The organism is Massilia sp. DWR3-1-1, from assembly GCF_049898325.1.
Lineage (GTDB): Bacteria > Pseudomonadota > Gammaproteobacteria > Burkholderiales > Burkholderiaceae_D > JAFCUW01.
Genome location: NZ_JAFCXL010000014.1, coordinates 1 through 17,896 on the forward strand (window position 1 = coordinate 1; position 17,896 = coordinate 17,896).

Consider the following 17,896-nt stretch of genomic DNA (forward strand, 5'->3'; position numbering starts at 1 on the left):
CTGCCGCAAAAGTGCTTCCTTGCGCTCTGCTGAATAGTGCTTCACTGCTGCTCTTTTACTCCGCCCCCAGTACGGTTACGATAAATCAGATGACGCGACAACTATGCTGACATAGGGGGCTGTCTGGCCTGTGCTTATTGTGTTCCCCTTTGCTTGATGTGTTCATGAAGTCTATGGAACTTTCTGGAATGTGTAAATAAAGTCTTGAGACATACTTGTTGGACAGAAGTTGCGGGGCATGAGGTAGGCAAGCGAACTCGTCAGGAAAGTATACCTTGTTGGACAGAGGGCTCAAATGCAGTGCTTAAATTTATTCCCCGTTCAGCTTGTCGCGTGTAAGATTGTCGAATTGGAAATATAAAGGGGGCGTGGTGGAGTTCTTATTGATAGCGTGGTTCGGCTGCGCGGTAATGTGCTGGATTGTCGCAAACAGCAAGGGACGGTTTGCTGGCGTGTGGTTTCTGCTTGGCTTGGTGTTCGGGATATTCGCCCTGATCGCCGTTGCGGTGCTGCCGTCAGTGTTGGAGGCGAAGGATGCACCGACCCCGAGGACGCACGTAAAGTGCCCCGACTGCCGCGAATTCGTCCTGAATGACGCCCGTGTTTGTCGTCATTGCCAATGTAAGTTAGTACCGCAAACCGGCTGACCTACCAGCCAATTGCGGCGTCGAATGCAGCCACATCCGGTAATGCTGGGGCAGGGGGGCTGGCGGCGTAGCCGTAGAAGCCATAAGCGCGCGTAAGGTCATACGCTACCTGTGCAGCGCTGCGGAGGACGCCACAGGCGCTAAGGTGGCGGAGAATGGCGTGTACGTCAAGCTGGACGTCAACTGCCTGCCCGTAAAGGCGGGCAAGGTAGTTTTCTGCTGGTGTCATGGGTGTGTTCCTTTCTTTGTTCGGTAGGCTAGAAGGGGCGAAGGCCGGCTTCGCAGTCGGCATTGCCATTGGCAAGCTGGGCGGCTACATTGGCCTTATCCCGTGCCACAGCCTCTAGGAACCGTCCACGGTCAAAGAATTCAGTGTCAGCAGCGGCCGTGCCTTTACTATTCATTTCTTGTGTGAGCAGGCCATCAGCGGTGAAGCGAACTCAAGGCCTAATCAGGCCACACAATCAATATTTCCGGCGCTTGCCCTTGCCTGGCGGCTAGCCTTGAATGGTCTGCGTGCCCTCGACGACGACAGTGCGCGTGCCAGCATGGCGAAGACGATGTTGCGCGCGACGCTAACACCCGTCGCTTGCGTTGCCGGAGCCAGGAAGTACGCCAGCCGATGAGGCGGGCAGGGCGATGAGCGAACTGCACGAGGCCGTCGCGAGGCACTGTGCGTCGCCGTCCGCGAAGTCAGTCCGCAGCCGCGCCCTTGGCAAACAGGTGCGGGTGAACCGCAGCGTCGCGGCTAGTTGCCAGCCGTCGGCGCAACTGTTCCCACAACCGGTCGTGCACGGGCATCACCAGCACATTGCACAGCGGTTCGACCAGCGCGGCAATGCCGCCGCAGGCCACCGAGCCCGTCACACTGAACATGACGACGAAGGCAACGATTGCATGCAGGGCCGTCTGGCTGATTTTTTCGGCCGCCACCAGCGCGTAGCGCCCGCCGTCCGATGTGGCCAGGGCCTGGCGCCGCGCCCAGGCGTGCTCGTGAAATGGCAGCATCATCACATTGATGAGCGGCTCGATCAGCATTGCCAGGCCCCCCAGTATTGCCGAGCCCGACAGGGTGGCCGCCACCAGGAAGCCGATACCGATATGGGTGGCAAGCTGACTTGCCCGTTTCGCTGCCGTTATCATCATCGCATCCCGTCCGCTAAAACTAAATGATAATCGTTCTCATCTAAATCGGGGAACAATTGTTTCAACGACCGGGATAGTTGCAGGCTATTCCCCGGCGGCCTGCGGATTGATGTGCGGGAAACATTAAGCATCAGGCTTTACAGAAAATTACTAATACACAATTTAGGTTGCTTAGAATTTACACTCTAGGCAAACCCCGTGACATTGCCGTGCGTCAAGTCTATGATAATCACACGCAATAAATTCCCCGGTGCATGACGCGCCATCGCCCTCGCGGGTGATCCGAGAAGGCTTCTCCTTGAATTCGTACGACTCCCTCGCCCACTGGCGCCACCAGGCATTTAATGCCGTTTTGTCCGTCATCCTGATGCTCGGCGTACTCACGGCGATACCCAGTATCGTGCTGTTGGTCGGCGGCGGCAGTTGGGTGGTGGTTGTGCTCGACATCATTGCCCTGGCGTGGCTGGCCGTGTTGCGCCTTGCGCAGCGCATGGCCTACCGCACCCGGGTGCTGCATTTCCTGGCCATTGTGCTGGTGATCGGCTGCGGCCTGATGGTCACGGTCGGCCCGGCCAGCCAGCTGTACCTGATCGCCGCGCCGGTGATGGCGGCGTTGATGCTGGGAACCGGTGCGGCGCTCGTCACCTTGCTGATCGGTTGTGCCGCCGTGCTTGGCATCAGCTATGCCGATGTCGGTCATCTGCACTTGCTCGGGTCGATGCAGCACAGTGCCGCGCAGGCGGTCGTCATCACCGTCAACTACGCCTTTGTGTCCGCTGTGATCACCTTGCTGTGCGCGTTCCTGCTGCAGCGGCTGGCGCGCTCGATCAGCCAATTGCACGCCACCGCGGCGTCGCTGCACCAGGGCCAGTTACAGCTGCACGCGATGAATGCGGAGCTGAGCCTGACCGCCGCCGCGCTGGCGCGCCTGAGCGACATGGTGCTCATTGCGCGCATCGTCGACGGCCCCGGTGCCGATCAGCCGATCATTTTCGTCAACGATGCCTTCGAGCGTCAAACCGGCTACACCCGCGCCGAAGTGCTCGGCGGCAGCTGGCGCATCCTGCTGGGCGCCGATTCCGATCCGGCCGAGGTGGCACGCCTGTCCGCGGCCATCGATCGTGGCGAGGCGGTCACCAGTGAGCTGCAGTACGCCACCCGTAGCGGCCAGTCGTACTGGGTGGAATTCGAACTCAAGCCGTTCGCCGACGCCGGCGGCGTCAAGACCCACTGGGTCGGCATCGCCCGCGACATCACCGAGCGCAAGAAATCGGCTTTGCACATTCACCGGCTGGCCTTTTATGATGTGTTGACGGGCCTGCCCAACCGCCGCCTGTTGATGGAGCGGCTCGAGGCCCTGCTGGTCGAGGCGGGCGCCGGCCATGGCCACGCCGCGCTGATGTTCATCGATCTCGACAACTTCAAGGTCGTCAACGACGCCCGCGGCCATGCCGTGGGCGACGCCTTGCTGACCAACGCCGCCGACCGCCTCGCTGCGCTGGTGGGCAAGTTCGACACCGTGGCGCGGCTGGGCGGCGACGAATTCGTCGTCCTGCTGGGCCGCCTGGGCCACGATGCCGACGTGGCCACGGCGGCGGCGCTGCGGGTGGCGGAAACCATCCGCCATGCGGTCGCGGAAGGCTTCGCCATCGACGGTCAGGGCTACCAGTCGTCGGCCAGCATCGGCGTCACCCTCATCGGTGAGCGCGCCGCCACCGTGCACGATCTGCTATGCGAAGCCGATACCGCCATGTACCGCGCCAAGGCGGGCGGGCGCAACCGGGTAGCGCTGTTCGAGGCCACCATGCGCGCCCAGATGGAGCTGCGCCTTGGCATGCAGGATGATCTGGCCGCTGCCCTCGACAACGGCGAACTGTCGATGCACCTCCAACTGCAGGTCGACCACCTGGGCATGGCCACCGGTGCCGAAATGTTAATGCGCTGGCAACGCGCCGACGGTAGCATGGTGGCGCCGGACCAGTTCATCCCGGTGGCCGAGGAGTGCGGGCTGATCGTCGAACTGGGCCAGTTCGCGCTGCGCCAGGCCTGCCACGCCTGGCACGTGCTGGCGCGCGCGGGGCACGCCATGCCGCTGTCGGTCAACGTCAGCCCTTCGCAATTTCGCCATCCCGATTTCGTCGAGCAGGTCGTCACGCTGCTGCGCGAGACGGCGACGCCGGCCGATCAGCTGATCTTCGAAGTCACCGAAGGCCTGTTTGTGGACCACCAGGACAGCGTGATCGACCGCATGCACCAACTGGCGGCGCTCGGCATTCGCATGTCGATCGACGATTTCGGCACCGGCTATTCAAGCCTGGCCTATCTCAAGCGCATGCCCTTGTTCGAACTGAAGATCGACCGCAGTTTTATTCGCGACACTCCGGGCGATGCCAACGGCACGGCAATTGTCCAGGGGATCATCGCCATGGCCGGGCACCTGGGACTGCGGGTGGTGGCCGAAGGCGTCGAGACCGAGGCGCAGGCGCGCTACCTGGCCGCCAACGGCGCCCCGGGGATGCAGGGTTTCCTGTTTGCCAGGCCGTTGTCGCTGGCGCAATTGCTGGCCCGGATCGATGGGGCGGGGCGCCTGCTGACCTCTGCCTGAGTCGCTGCCGTCGCGTGGCCAGGCCATCGTTGCCGCAGACGTTTGAACCTGCAGTACAATCTGGCCAACTCTCCCGGCTGGCGCCATCGCGCCGGTCTTTCGACAAGGCTGGCATGTCCGTGTTTTTCAAGAAGTTATCGCTGTCGACGGGGTTGTTCGCCAGGCAGTTGCCCGGTTCCGGCGGCGCCGTACCGCTTGACCATCCGTGTACCGAATCCGACCTCGCCCGAGGCCAGCGTATCGCCGGCCTCGACGCGACGTTCGACGGTGCCATCGACAACGCCACCTGGCCCGGCCTGCTGCTGCCTGCCTGCTTCGAGCCGCTGACGGCGGGCGTGAGCACCAATCACCTCGAGTCCGTGTCCAGCGCGGCCGCGCTGTTGTCGGCGCCGCCGGCGCAGGCGGCCTGACATGGCCAGCGTCAAGATGCCCAGCCCAGGGCGCTTCCCCACCATCGGCACTTCGCTGCGCTCCCAGACGCTGGTGGTGCTGCTTTCGAGCGACGACATGGCCGGCGTCGAAAGCCTGTTCGAACATCGAAAAATCGCCCTCAACACGGTCATCCGCGCGCTCATACGCAAGTACGGCTGGCCCATCGAGCGTCATGATTTTCCCACCAATACGGCCGATGGGCGCGGCGCCTGGGCCTCGGTGTACAGCCTGCCGGTGGAGGTGGTCGAGGCCGCGCTGGCCGGTGGCGGCAGCGACTGGGTCGCCGCAGTACGTGCGGTGCGGGCGGGCAAAGCGGCACGTCGCCGCTAGCGCCGGTACCGATTCCGATGCGCCTTCGTCCCCCCCTTGCCACCGCCGCGCTTGACCGCGAAGCGCCCGTGCGGGGCGCCGACAAGTCCTCGCGCCGCCTGCTGCTGGGCCTTGGCTTGTCGGCCGTTTCGCACGCGCTGTTGCTGCTGCTTCGGTTCGGCGCGCCAGGGCCGGGTGGCGGTGCGCCGCAACCGTCGCCGCCGCTGCTGATTTCGCTGGCGCCGGACGGCCAGGTGGTGGCGCCGCCGGCGCCGGCGCCAGTTCCCGACGGGGCAGGCGCCGTGGCCAGCGCGCCGCCAGCGCCGGCCGGCATGCGCCTGGTGGCGTCGCAGCCGGCGCCGGTGACGCCGGTGTCTCCTGTGCGCGCGGTCACGCCGCGACGCATCAGCACGGCGCTGGCGCCACGCGACAAGGTCGAACAGCGCACCAGGGTGATCGCCCAGGATCAGGCGCGCAACGACTTCACGCTGCCGATGCCGCAGCCGCTGGAGGCGGAGCGAAAAACCGTCAGTCCGGCCGATGCGCAGGAGGGCGTCGAGGCGCCTGTCGAGGCGCGCGTGGTGGCTACGCCACCCGACGACCCGGGCCAGGCGGAGACGGCGCACAAGCTGGCCGAGGCGCAAGCCCAAGCCGATGCCGATGCCCAAGCGCTGGCCACGGTGACGAGCCAAGCGCAGGCACTGCAACGCCAGCATACCGAAGAGCGCCGCCTGGCGGATCTGCGCCAGCAGCAGGCGCTACGCGAGCAAGAGGCGGTGCTCCGGCAGCAGGCGGCGCGCGAACGCGAGGCGGCTCTCCAGCAGCAGGCGGTGCGCGAGCAGGCGGCGGCGCTGCAGCAGCAGGCGGGGCGTGAGCGGGAGGCGGAGCGTGAGCAGGCTGCGGCCCGCCAGCGTAGCGCCGACCTGCAGCGCGAGCAGGCGCTGGCCGACGAACGTCGGCAGGCCGAGGCGCGGCGCCAACTCGAGCAAGCGCGGCAACAACAAGCGCAGCGCGAACTGTCCGAGCTCAACGAACTGAAGGCGCAGCAGGAACGCCAACAACAGCAGGTGCAGGCCAGGCTGGCCGAGCAACGGCGCCAGGCGGAACCGGCGCGGCAGGAGCAGGAACGCGTGCGTGAGCAGCAGGAACAGGCAGCGCGCGAGCAGGCAGCGCGCGAACAGTCTAGCCGGGAGCAGGCCGAACGTGGCGCGGCAGCTGAGCGCGCGCGCGCTGTCGCCGTCGACGGCGGCGGCACTGGCGCGGGCGCGGGCGCGGGCGGCGCCGGACCTGGCGCCAATCGCGCGCCCCTTGGCAGCGCGGCCGCCAACCGGGTGCGCGAACTGGCGCGCGGCGTCGACCTGCTCGGCGGGGCGCCGCCAGTGCACGGCGAGGACGCGCGCGGTGCCCGGCGGGTGACGGTGGGGACCGGCGAGCGCGACGTGGTGCTGCGCATGTACGTCGACAGCATCCGCATGAAGATTGAACGCAATGGCGGCATCGCCTTCGCCCCGCAGGACGCCGACCGGGTGCGCATCGAGCCGCTGGTGAGCATGTCCGTACGCAGCGACGGCAGTGTCGACGAGGTGACCATATTGCGCTCGAGCGGACGGCCGCAGGTGGACGAGGCAGTGCGCCGCATCATCCGGGTCAACGCACGCTATTCCGCGTTTCCGCCAAACATCGCCGCGCGTTACGACGTCATCGATATCCGCCGCGTCTGGAGTTTCACCGATACCTTGCGCTTGTTGGAAGAAGTTCGCTAGGAATTTCTTCCATCGGTACCCGAGCGCCTGGGCCCGCCGCATCAGCGGTGGGATCGATGCCCGGCATGATGCCGTCACCATCGCGCCCCACCGGGCCACTTTTAAAGTCTGTCGCGCTCCGCTTTGCTTGAGCGATCACTTTGATATGCGGCAAAGCCCGCCCAACCCGAGGCCTTACCCTGAGTTCTCATGCCGCTGTCATGCGGTGCTTCAGTGCTGCAACGGCCGGGCGACGCTTGAGCAAGTTGTTAGCAACGGTTGGGCGAGAACGGGCTTACTTATGACGCAATTTCTTTCTTTACTTGGCCGCCATCGTGCGGTTCGTGCAGCGCTGGGTCCAGTGTCGGCGCTGATCGTGGCGGCAATGCTGGGTGCTTGCGCCAGCTTGACAGGCGCGCAGCAAGCCACGCCGGCCGGTTCGGCGCGCGCTGACAAGGCGCCACCCACCATTCTCATCACACCCCAGTTGATCGCCTCTGAACAACAACAGCGCGAAGCGGCGGTACGCCAGGATCTGTCCTCGCTGATCGTCAGCAATCCACCGGCCTACACCATCGGCCGTGGCGACATTTTATCGATCGTCGTCTGGGACCATCCTGAACTGGGCGGCACCATCGTCACCCCGGCGACCGGCGCCGCCGAACTGGGGCCGAACGGCGCGCCACCCAATGGCTTTGTCGTTGACAACGAGGGCAAAGTGCAGTTCCCCTACGCCGGCAACATCAAACTGGCTGGCCTGACCGAGGATCAGGCGCGTGACCTGCTGGCCGGCAAGCTGGCCAGATACATTGCCAGCCCGAATGTCACCCTGCGCGTACAGGCGTTTCGCAGCCGGCGCGTGTATATCGATGGCGAAGTGCGCTCGCCCGGCCTGCAGCCCATCAATGACATCCCCATGACGCTGACGGAGGCCCTCAACCGTGCCGGCGGTATGTTGCCCACGGCCGACCAGAGCCGGCTCGTGCTCGAGCGTGGCGACGTCCGCTACCGCGTCGACCTGCGCGAATTGGTGCAGAAAGGCATTAATCCGGGTGCCGTCATGCTGGCCAATGGCGATATCGTCCGCGTGCACTCGCGTGATGAAAGCAAGGTGTTCGTCACTGGTGAAGTGGTCAGCCCGCGCGCCTTGACGATGCACAACGGTCGCCTGAGCCTGAACGAAGCCCTGGGCGAGTCGGGCGGGGTCAGCCCGCTGTCAGGCGACTCGCGGCAGGTGTATGTGGTGCGCAAGTCGGGCGAAGAAGTGCGCGTGTATCAGCTCGACGCCCGCGTTACGGGAGCCCTGGCCATGGCGGAGGGATTTGAACTGGCGCCGAAAGACGTGGTGTTCGTCGCCGCCTCGCCGCTGGCCAACTGGAACCGCAGTCTCAGCCTGCTCATTCCAGGTGCGCTGACCTCGGCCGCCACGGTCGCCAAACCGTGAGCACTGCCGGAGCCTCATGATGGACTTTCCCAACCAGCAGCACCCCTTGTCGCAGGTCGTGCATCAGCCATCGACCCTGAGCATGCGCCTCGATCCGTCGAGCCCCCCACTGCCGCCGGACGAAACGCCGGTCAGCTTCAAAACCTACTTCAACACCATTTATGACAGTCGTTGGCTGATCGGCATCATCACCGCCTTGCTGACGGTGGGCGCCCTGTTTTATGCGCTCGTCGCCAAGCCGGTGTATGAAGCTAACCTGATGATTCACGTCGAGGAGGAAAGTCCGAACGCGTCGAAAAATATCCTTAGCGAGGCATCGTCGCTGTTCGAGACCAAAAAAGCTGCCATCGCCGAAATGGAATTACTGCGTTCACGCATGGTGATCTCGCGCGCCGTCGACAACTTGCAGTTGTACGTTGAGGTCCAGCCTGTGTACTTCCCGATCGCCGGCTCGTGGATGGCCGACCGTTCGAGGGGCGCCCTGTCCCAGCCAGGTATTTTCGGCTGGGGTGGCTTTGTGTGGGGTGGGGAAAAGCTCGAAGCTGGCGTGTTCAACGTGCCCGATGCCTTGCTGGGAAAAGAGTTCGTCATCACCGCTTTGGGCACGGATCGCTACCGTTTCGGTGGTGGCCACGGCGCGCCCACGTTCGACGCCAAGGTAGGCCAGCAATATGTGGTGCCCACCTCGGACGGCACCATGCAGTTAAAAGTGGCGCAGATCACCGCCTTGCCGGGCGCCCAGTTCCGGATGCGCCGATTGGCCCGACTCGGCACCATCGAGCGGATCCAGAGCGCCATGGTCATCACCGAGCAGGGCAAGCAGTCGGGGGTGATCGAAGTCAAACTGCAGGGTGAAAACGCCAAGCGAATCAATATGTTACTGAGCGCCATCGGACGCGAATATTTGCGCCAGAATCTGGCGCGAAAAACCGAGGAAGCGGAAAAATCGCTGGCATTTCTCAATCAACAACTTCCCATTCTCAAGCGCCAGCTTGAGCAGTCGGAGGACCGGTACAACCAATTTCGCAATGCCCACGGCACCATTGACTTGCGTGAAGAGGCACGCATGAGCCTGCAGCAGGCCGCAGCGGCGCGCACCCGGCGGCTCGATCTGATGCAAAAGAAAACCGAATTGCTGTCGCGGTTCACAGAAGACCATCCCATCGTCAAGGGCATCAACGGCCAGCGACGCGAAGTGGACGCCGAGATCGACGATGTCGCCAAGCGTATTCGCTCGCTGCCGTCGCTGGAACAGGATGAAACCCGCCTGACGCGTGAAATCAAGGTCAACACGGACTTGTACACAGCGCTGTCGAACACCGCTCAGCAATTGCGGCTGATCTCCGTGGGACGGGTCAGCAATGTACGCCTGATCGATGCGCCGATGGCACCTGAACGGCCGGTGCGCCCGAATCGCCCCTTGATTGTCGCCCTGGCCGCCATCATTGGACTGTTCCTCGGTATTGTGCTGGCGCTGGCACGCAAAGCCATTCGCAGCGGTATCGATGAACCTGGAAAAATAGAAAGTATGCTGCATGCCCGCGTCGTCTACGCCACCGTACCCCACAGCGACAATCAAGACCGGCTCGCACGCAAGGCGCGCGGTGGTGTGACCGGCTTGCCCTTGCTAGCGACACAAGCGCCTGACGACATTGCGATCGAAAGTTTGCGCAGCTTCCGGGCCGCCTTGCAGTTTTCAATGCCGCACTTTAAAAACAATATCGTCATGCTGTCAGGGCCCACCCGGAACCTGGGCAAGTCGTTTATCGCCGCCAATCTTGCCGCCGTCGTCGCCTCCAGCGGCAAACGCGTGCTGCTGATTGATGCGGATTTGCGGCATGGGCATCTGCAGCGCTATTTTGGTGTCGACCGCGAGAACGGATTGACCAAAGCCATCAGCGGCGCCGACACCATCGAAAATATCATTTATAAGAATGTGCTCGAGAACCTCGACTTCATAGCCACCGGCCCCTTGCCGCCAAATCGCTCGGAGTTACTGCTGCGACTCAATTTTGCACAACTGCTTGCAAACGTCAGCGCCAACTACGACCTGGTGCTGATCGATCCGCCCCCCATCCTGGCGGTCGCCGACGCCTTGATTGTTGGCGCACACGCCGGCGCGGTGTTTATTCTTACCCGTGCAGGAATGACTACCGAAAGCGAAATCAACGAATCGATCAAGCGTCTTAATCATGCCGGTATCGCGCCCCAAGGTGTGCTGTTCAATGATATGGCAGTACGCCTTGGCCAGAGGCGGGCGCATTACAGTTATGAGGCACCCCCACGCGTCGGCTTCGAAACTTGAATCATCGTCCGGTCCCCTGACGACACTGACAGTTGCGTCCCCCCCACGAATACACGGAACCCCTGCAATGACGATCATGATCGAGCCGTATTGGTCGCGGACGGGCTGCTGGCACGTGCGATCTATGTCCTTGCCGAGCACGTACTTTTGACGGGGTGATGGTGGATCAAGCTCGGCAGGCGATAGCTGCTGGAGGTGATCACACCTAGAAATATTTATCAGGACGGCTGTTGTTTGGTGGCCTCCGACCCTGGTTTGATCTTGCAGCCAGTTCGCAATTCAACATCAGATCCTGCGCGTGGCAGGCCAGTAAACGATCGACGCGCTATGCGTTCGCATTTCGCGGTTTCTTTTGCCGGCACTCCCGCGTTGCCTTGCGCTGCTTTCGAAGCAGCTTGAGCGACCGTCAACAAAGAGACACCCCAGCTGTGCTTGATCGAGAATGGTTACGCATCGCTCGTGAAACTTTTCCTGCTAAGCCACGCGTACTCGTCCACGAATCAGTAAACGTATTGGCTCAAGTTGACCATGTTGCGGAGGGGGGAATGTGGCCGACCAACGGGCAGGCTCCGTAAAATGGGGCTGAGACGAAGTCGTTCGACATGATCCTCCGTGGTCGCGTGTGCTCATGCTGTAACCGCCCCTTGCGGCGCTGCACGCAGCAGCTTTCGCTTGGCCCATTTCCGGATTGTCGGCGTGCGCGATTCGAACATGAGATAGAACAGCCATGCGCTGGCGATAACCAAGCAAAGCATGCCCGCACACCATGCCAGATGTACCGGGTTGGAGGGGGACAGTTGGCCGACACCGGTAAGCTTGAGAATGCCGTGTTTCATCATCTGAATGAGAGGGACGTGGATCACGTACAGGGTGAATGAGAATTCAGCAAAGTAACGACCGATCGCGGCAAAGCGCAGCGTCACGGGAGAGCTCGGCACGGCGCTATTTTGCAAGCTGCACAGGACCAGGAGGAACAGGCTACAGAGCACCACGTCCGACAAGAACGACGCCGCGGACAAATCGTCGGTGATCCCCGTCAGACGGAAATACACGGACATGATCATGGCGGCCACGACAAATCCCACGCGGGCGAAGCGGCTGCAATTGATCTGGATTCGCGAGCATGCTGTGCCCATGAGCCAGACCACGAAATACAACAACATTACTGGCGGCAAAGTCAGCGTGAGCAGCGTCAGAAAAAGGGCGCACATGGTGCGCACGGCCAGGCGCGTTGTGCGCACCATGACAATTAGCAAGGGAAACATCAAGTAGTACCAGGTTTCATTCGACAAGCTCCACAAAGCAAAGTTGTTGCCGAAGGTGGGGACGGCCATCATCTGTAGCCCGACCAAATTGCCAATCAAGGTCAACATCGAAAAGTCCTTGGTCGACCCGTAGTCAATGGCCGTGGCATCGAGCTGGCCACTGGCGATTCCCAGCAGAAGTGTCAGGATAAACACGGGGATGAGCACGGTCCACAGTCGCGTGACCCGATCTATCGCATAGTGGGCGATAACGTCGCGCTGTTGCCATTTGTCGAGCAGACTGCCGCCCACCAGCCAACCGCTGATGATGAAAAACAGCAGTACGGCCTGATGCCCGAAACCGGTGAAAAAGGCAAAGCCCTGAAACCACAGCGAAGGATCGGCAATCGTGCGCATGCCCGGATAGAACAAGGCGCGTATATGGGAGGCTGCCACTTCGATGGCCGCCAGCGCACGCACGAAGGCAATGACAATCGATTGCCAGTTGTTCGCGCGATCGGCGGAATGGGCATTCCAGGTGATAGTCAATGAAAATGGATGACGCATATGAACCTCGCTTGGATGGTTAGACTCCCACGATTGCCAGTGCGCCGGCATGACGCGCGACGACTTTGGCAACGCGCCACATGAGATAGCCAATGGGCAGTTGACGTAGCAAGACCGTGCATGCCAAAAATACTGCGCCGGCCCAGAGCATGCTGATCGGCGCCGTGGCGACAGGGGCATGAACTTCGCCGGCAAGGTGGATGGCACCGACGCTGGCGAGCGCGCCGACCGACCATCCGGCGGCCGCCTCGGCGACACTATGTTCGTCATTCAACACCAGCAGCAAACCCATCATCGCCCCCAGGGCCAAGCCGGTCAGGATGCCCGCGCTGCGCATCGGACTGGCGTAAGCGTGCGCGGCCAAGTAGAGCACGATGACGCAAACGGCCGTGGCGCCAGTGGCGTGTCCACTGAGCGCGCGAAATTCCGGCATGGGCGACGACGCTCCCCAAACCAGGAATGCAACCTTGGTTGCCGTTACCAGTGCAATAGCCAATAAGAACAGCACGCTCCACCAGAAGGCCAGGCGCCAGATGCGGCTTGCCACCATCCAGGCCAAGGCGGCGGCGGCGGCGGCCATTGTCAGCGGCAAGTCGCCAAGATGGATCAGGTTGGCCCACGACATGGCATCAGCGCGAGCGCACCAGGGCAGATAAGGTGCCCCCGATAATGCGCAAATCCAGCCAGAAAGTCCGCTCTCGGACATAGCGCTGGTAGAACACCAGTTTGGCAGGCAAGACCTGGTCGATGTACACCTGCTCCGGATCGATCGAGGCACCGAGGATGGCATTTTCCTGGCGATATTCGATCGATGCCCAATCGGTGATGCCGGGCGCCACCGACAATACCTCCCTACGCACCGCCTCCGGATAGCAAGCGACGTAGCGCGGGACTTCCGGGCGTGGACCGACCAGACTCATCGAACCCTGTATGACGTTGAACAATTGCGGCAGTTCATCGATTTTATAAGCGCGAAGAAAATGTCCGGCGCGGGTAATGCGGTAGTCTCGCCCCACCGTCAACTGCGCGCTGGCGGCGGACTTGGCACACTCGGCGCGCATGGTGCGAAATTTGTAGATCCAGAATAGGGTGCCGCCGCGGCCCACCCTTTGTTGTCGATACAGGGCCGGACCGGCGGAATCGCAGCGGATCCAGACACCGATTGCCACAAGAAGGGGGGACAGCAGCAGCAGCCCCAGCGTTGATGCCAGCAGGTCAAACAGGCGCTTGCTCATGTGACGTTTCCTGCGAAAGCATTGTTTAATGCAGTAATGACGCGCTGCTGATCGGTATCACTCATCTTGGTGTAAAGCGGCAAGCTCAGCATGGCGGCGAATGCCGCTTCAGCGGCCGGAAACTCGGCATTGGCGCGTTGGCAGGTACTGCGCCACACAGGATGGCGATGCAGGGGGATGAAATGCACGCTGGTGCCGATACCCTGTTCGCACAGGCGGCCGATCAAGGCGTCGCGGCTGATACCGGCATCAGGACGCAGGCGAACGACGTACAGGTGCCACGCGTGGCGGTTGCCGCTGCCAGCGACCGCATCCGCGGGTAACTGCAGGGGCAGGTCGCGCAGCGCACGTGCGTAAGTTGCGGCGAGTTGTTGTCGCCGTGCCAGGAAGGCATCGATCTTGCGCAGTTGCTGCACCCCAATGGCGGCGGCAATATCGGTGAGATTGTATTTGAACCCGGCCGCTACCACTTCGTAGAACCACGATGGCGTGGTGGCCGTGTAGCGGGAAAATGCGTCCTGGCGAATGCCGTGGATGCGCATCATACGGATGCGCGCGGCAATCTCCGGATTGCGCGTTACCACCATCCCGCCTTCGCCCGTGGTCATGGTTTTATTGGCGTAGAAACTGAACACGGTGGCATCACTTCCCAGGGTGCCGACCAGCCGCGATTTGTAGAGCGAGGGAAAGGCATGGGCGGCATCTTCAATCACGCGCAATCCATGAGCTTTCGCGAGCGTCAGGATGGCGTCCATGTCGCATGGAAATCCGGCGTAGTGCACGGGGATGATGGCCCTGGTGCGATGTGTGATTGCCGCCTCGACCGCAGCGGCGGTCAGGTTGAGGGTATTGGCATCGACGTCGGCCAGTACCGGTGTGGCGCCCAGATAACGAACTACCTCCGCCGTTGCTGTAAACGTCATGGTGGGGACGATGACTTCGTCGCCAGGGCCGATGCCCAGCGCTTCGAGCGCAAGGTGCAGCCCTGCAGTCGCGGAATTGAGCGACACTGCTTCCACATCGCCCCCCAGATATGCGGCGAAATCGGCTTCGAACTGGCGCGTTTTGGGGCCGGTGGTGACCCATCCCGAGCGCAGGCACGCCACCACCTCGGCGATTTCTTCTTCGCCAATGTCGGGCAGAGCGAAGGGCAGGAAGGGCGAGGTGGTCAATGCTGGGGGAAGGCGGTCGTTCATGGTGATTTCCGGTTGAGTTGGAGAGGTCTGGCATGCACGCGGCGATCAGGCGCATGCCTCGATAAAGCGTTTGCCGAGCACATCGTAGGTAAGGTTGTCGAGAACAAATCGGGTGCCGTTACTGCCCATCTCTTCACGCGCCGCAGGCGTCATTGCCAGCAGGGTGCGGATGCCGGAGGCGACCGCCTGTGGATTCTCCGCCGCCACGGTCAGGCCGCAACGCGCTTCGCCAACCGGGTCGTTGCCTGCCTCGATCGCCTGCAGCACGGGACGGCCGGCCATCATGTAGTCGATCAACTTGTTGGGCGAGATACCGAAACGGAACAAGGGCTGCCTTTGCAGGCCGATATAGGCGACATCGAAGGCGCGCAACAGCGCGGGAATCTGGTCCTTGCCCACCGCGTCCAGAAAGCAGACGTTATCGAGATGTTCGGCAAGTGCACGTGCCTGCAATCGGGGCTTTTCCGGACCGGCGCCGACCAGGACGATACGGACCGGGACATCGCGCAACAGACTGGCCGCGCTCAGCAATGTGTCGAGGGCATTGGCCAGTCCGTGCGCGCCGGCAAAGCCGACCACGAAAGCACCCTGGCCACGCAGCGTGGCCAGGGTGGCGGCAAGCGCTTCGGGCAGGGGGGCCGGGGTCTGACGCCACTCATCGGGATCGGTGCCGTTTGGCACAATGTGCAGCTTGTGCGATGCCATCCCGTGCGCCTCCAGATGGGCGCGCACGTTGGGCAGCATGGACACGATGGCATCGCTGTTACGGCAGGCGAAATTTTCGGCAGACTGCAGCGCCACGATAAACGGGTGCCATCTGGCGTAGCCCCCAAGCTCGATGGGCGACAGCGGCCACAGATCGTGCAGTTCAAACAGCAACCGGGCGCCAGCATGACGCGCGATGCGGTGCGCCGGCCAGATGTCGAGCGGATAGGTGCTTGACGCGATGACGACATCCGGGCGAAAGCTGCGGGCCAGCGCGGTGGCGAGGTAATGCAGCCGATACAGAAAGGTCAACATGTTGCGGATACGACCCCAGCCGTTGCCGACGTAGCCCGGCGTGCTCAGCCATGTGTATTCGATGCCATCGATATGTTGATCAAGGCGGCTGCGGCCATGCAAACAAGGATCTTCACGGCGCACATGCGAGCGCGCAGCCGCAACGATACGTACCCGATGCCCCATGGCGACCCAGGCCCGTGCCAGGTAGTACGGACGATATTCCATCCCGTGCTGCAACGAGCCTGCGTGATGGTTGATTAGTAGAATATTCAAGGTACGCCTGTCGTTCGAAACGGCCGTCGTGCGGCCACTTATGGACGATATCAAGCGTACTTCGCTACGTATTGAAGTCCCGCAAACGGGCGGCCCTGATCGGGCGAAAGTCGAGCGGGCAGCGGCAGTGCAACCGTTCGGTACGGTACCCACGGATGTCTGGCCGCTGGGCACCGCAATTGAGGGCCTTCGTCGCTCACCGTCCCTGGCACAGTCACCGTGTTGTGGGCGCCCCGTTAGATGTCGTGGCGCTGGCCTGGCCGCTTGTCAGCCGACCAGGGGGCTGCGCTAAACGCCGGATTTGGCTTTTCCCGGTAGGCACAGGTGGGAAGAAGATGGTGCTTGGGGGATATTGGCGCCAACGTCGATCTGGCGTCTTGCGCGCTTGCCGACACCAGCTTCCGCGCCTGTCGCAGCGAGCGCCATGCCCTTGGCGATCGCAGGCGAGGTCGGTTGAAGTTGATAGTTGCCGCTGCCATCGGCGCGGTAGTCGATGAACTGTGGATCTGCCGTGATCGTATTCCTGGCGCGACCGTGACGCAGCAGGATGGGCTGGCCATTATTGAAGACCAAATTGTTTGAAAAGGTATTGTTGGCCCCGGTGCACTCATGGCCGGGATAGCAGAATTCCTTGATTGACACCGAGGGGTTGTCATAAACGATGTTATTGATGACTTTGGTATGGTTGAGCAAGCCGCCGCCAGGGCCATCGCCATTGCCCAGTACGATGCCGCCTCCCATACTGGTAGAGCCGTTAGCGAACACGGTGTTGTTGGCGACAGTGACGTGGGTCGCGGCATGCCACAAATGGATGCCGAACGACGACACCCGGTACACCAGGTTGTTGACAATGCGTCCGCCCTTATTCGACGAGTAGATGCCGTGAACGCCGTTGCATCCACCCGGCGTGCCGATGTCATGGACGATATTGCCGACAATATCGCCATCGGAGCCCGCGTAGTTGCCGTTATCAATGCCCGCACCGCCATTGCCGGTACAGCCCCCGCTCACCTTCAAATGATGGACATGATTGCCTTCGATCAATGTATGCGAGCCAAGATTAAGAATGCCGATGCGACCGCTGCCGCTAATGTCGAAGCCGCTGATTTCGGCATGATCGCCACGGTTGGTCCAGACGGCATCCTTGCCTTGTCCCAGCAGACGGGCGCCCCATTTGACCGTTGACAGATAGCGGATGCGCGATGCTGGCAGCCCCGCGCTGCGGGTCTCGATTGTGCCAATATATGAGCCCGGCGCCACGTGAACGGTGCTGCCTGCCTGCGCCAAGCGCGCGGCCCTCTCGATGGTGCGAAACGGCAGATCTTCGGTGCCCGGATTGCTGTCGGCGCCAGTGGTGCTGACGTAGAGATTGCGTTGGGCGGCGCCTGCTTGGGCGTTCTCGACGGTCACGCTGGGAAGAATGTTGCCCGCTGGCGCAGATTTTAATGTCGGGCTGGGCGTCGAACCGGCCGCACCTGGCGCGACGGACCATGCTGATGCCATGGCGCACCCGAACGCCAATACAAGAACCAGCGCCAGTATGGTTGGCGGCCAAACAAGCAGCTTGTTCACATGGTTTCCTTTCATCGCACACGCGACGATCTTACTCGTCGAATTCGACGCCGTTTGCATCGATATCAACAAGTCGAACGCTGGTGCAAGGAACCGGGACGATCAGTCCGGGTTCGGTCCGCTGCCTTGCGAATTCTCAATCCATGAGCTGGATTGCATTTCATACTTGGTCGAAAC

13 protein-coding genes are annotated in these 17,896 nt (G+C 62.2%); 6 read left to right on the forward strand and 7 right to left on the reverse strand.

Features of this window, described 5'->3' with window-relative positions; all coding sequences use genetic code 11:
• Nucleotides 1-1,340: 1,340 nt before the first annotated feature.
• Nucleotides 1,341-1,793, reverse strand: coding sequence for a DUF2061 domain-containing protein (locus ACP7EY_RS15510; RefSeq protein ID WP_426195112.1), 453 nt, complete (start codon nt 1,791-1,793; stop codon nt 1,341-1,343).
• Nucleotides 1,794-2,091: 298 nt separating this feature from the next.
• On the opposite strand from ACP7EY_RS15510, the gene ACP7EY_RS15515 reads away from it, so the two are divergent.
• The 6 genes from ACP7EY_RS15515 to ACP7EY_RS15540 all read left to right on the forward strand — a co-directional run bounded on the left by ACP7EY_RS15515 (nt 2,092) and on the right by ACP7EY_RS15540 (nt 10,630).
• Nucleotides 2,092-4,398 (forward strand): putative bifunctional diguanylate cyclase/phosphodiesterase, encoded by a 2,307-nt coding sequence (locus ACP7EY_RS15515; protein ID WP_426195114.1) that lies wholly within the window; start codon nt 2,092-2,094, stop codon nt 4,396-4,398.
• A gap of 113 nt (nt 4,399-4,511) precedes the next feature.
• Nucleotides 4,512-4,808 (forward strand): hypothetical protein, encoded by a 297-nt coding sequence (locus ACP7EY_RS15520; RefSeq protein WP_426195116.1) that lies wholly within the window; start codon nt 4,512-4,514, stop codon nt 4,806-4,808.
• Between the two features lies 1 nt (nt 4,809).
• Nucleotides 4,810-5,160 carry a hypothetical protein gene (locus tag ACP7EY_RS15525; protein WP_426195118.1) on the forward strand — a complete coding sequence of 117 codons (351 nt, stop codon included), beginning with the start codon at nt 4,810-4,812 and terminating at the stop codon, nt 5,158-5,160.
• A gap of 17 nt (nt 5,161-5,177) precedes the next feature.
• Entirely contained in the window at nt 5,178-6,902 is a 1,725-nt protein-coding gene (locus ACP7EY_RS15530) for an energy transducer TonB (RefSeq protein ID WP_426195120.1), read from the forward strand.
• 340 nt (nt 6,903-7,242) lie between these two features.
• Nucleotides 7,243-8,325, forward strand: coding sequence for a polysaccharide biosynthesis/export family protein (locus ACP7EY_RS15535; RefSeq protein WP_426195122.1), 1,083 nt, complete (start codon nt 7,243-7,245; stop codon nt 8,323-8,325).
• 16 nt (nt 8,326-8,341) lie between these two features.
• A complete protein-coding gene (locus ACP7EY_RS15540; protein ID WP_426195124.1) occupies nt 8,342-10,630 on the forward strand; it encodes a polysaccharide biosynthesis tyrosine autokinase in 2,289 nt (762 codons plus the stop codon).
• Between the two features lie 626 nt (nt 10,631-11,256).
• On the opposite strand, the gene ACP7EY_RS15545 is transcribed toward ACP7EY_RS15540, so the two are convergent.
• The 6 genes from ACP7EY_RS15545 to ACP7EY_RS15570 all read right to left on the reverse strand — a co-directional run bounded on the left by ACP7EY_RS15545 (nt 11,257) and on the right by ACP7EY_RS15570 (nt 17,719).
• On the reverse strand, nt 11,257-12,441 hold the full coding sequence (locus ACP7EY_RS15545) for an acyltransferase family protein (RefSeq protein ID WP_426195126.1): 1,185 nt from the start codon (nt 12,439-12,441) through the stop codon (nt 11,257-11,259).
• A gap of 19 nt (nt 12,442-12,460) precedes the next feature.
• On the reverse strand, nt 12,461-13,066 hold the full coding sequence (locus ACP7EY_RS15550; RefSeq protein WP_426195128.1) for a hypothetical protein: 606 nt from the start codon (nt 13,064-13,066) through the stop codon (nt 12,461-12,463).
• A gap of 4 nt (nt 13,067-13,070) precedes the next feature.
• Entirely contained in the window at nt 13,071-13,676 is a 606-nt protein-coding gene (locus ACP7EY_RS15555) for a sugar transferase (RefSeq protein ID WP_426195130.1), read from the reverse strand.
• Nucleotides 13,673-14,872 (reverse strand): DegT/DnrJ/EryC1/StrS family aminotransferase, encoded by a 1,200-nt coding sequence (locus tag ACP7EY_RS15560; protein ID WP_426195132.1) that lies wholly within the window; start codon nt 14,870-14,872, stop codon nt 13,673-13,675. Before ACP7EY_RS15560 ends, ACP7EY_RS15555 begins: the two co-directional genes overlap by 4 nt.
• A 45-nt stretch (nt 14,873-14,917) precedes the next feature.
• Nucleotides 14,918-16,147 carry a glycosyltransferase family 4 protein gene (locus ACP7EY_RS15565; protein WP_426195134.1) on the reverse strand — a complete coding sequence of 410 codons (1,230 nt, stop codon included), beginning with the start codon at nt 16,145-16,147 and terminating at the stop codon, nt 14,918-14,920.
• A gap of 288 nt (nt 16,148-16,435) precedes the next feature.
• Nucleotides 16,436-17,719, reverse strand: a complete 1,284-nt coding sequence (locus ACP7EY_RS15570; protein ID WP_426195136.1) for a right-handed parallel beta-helix repeat-containing protein — start codon at nt 17,717-17,719, stop codon at nt 16,436-16,438.
• Between the last annotated feature and the right edge of the window lie 177 nt (nt 17,720-17,896).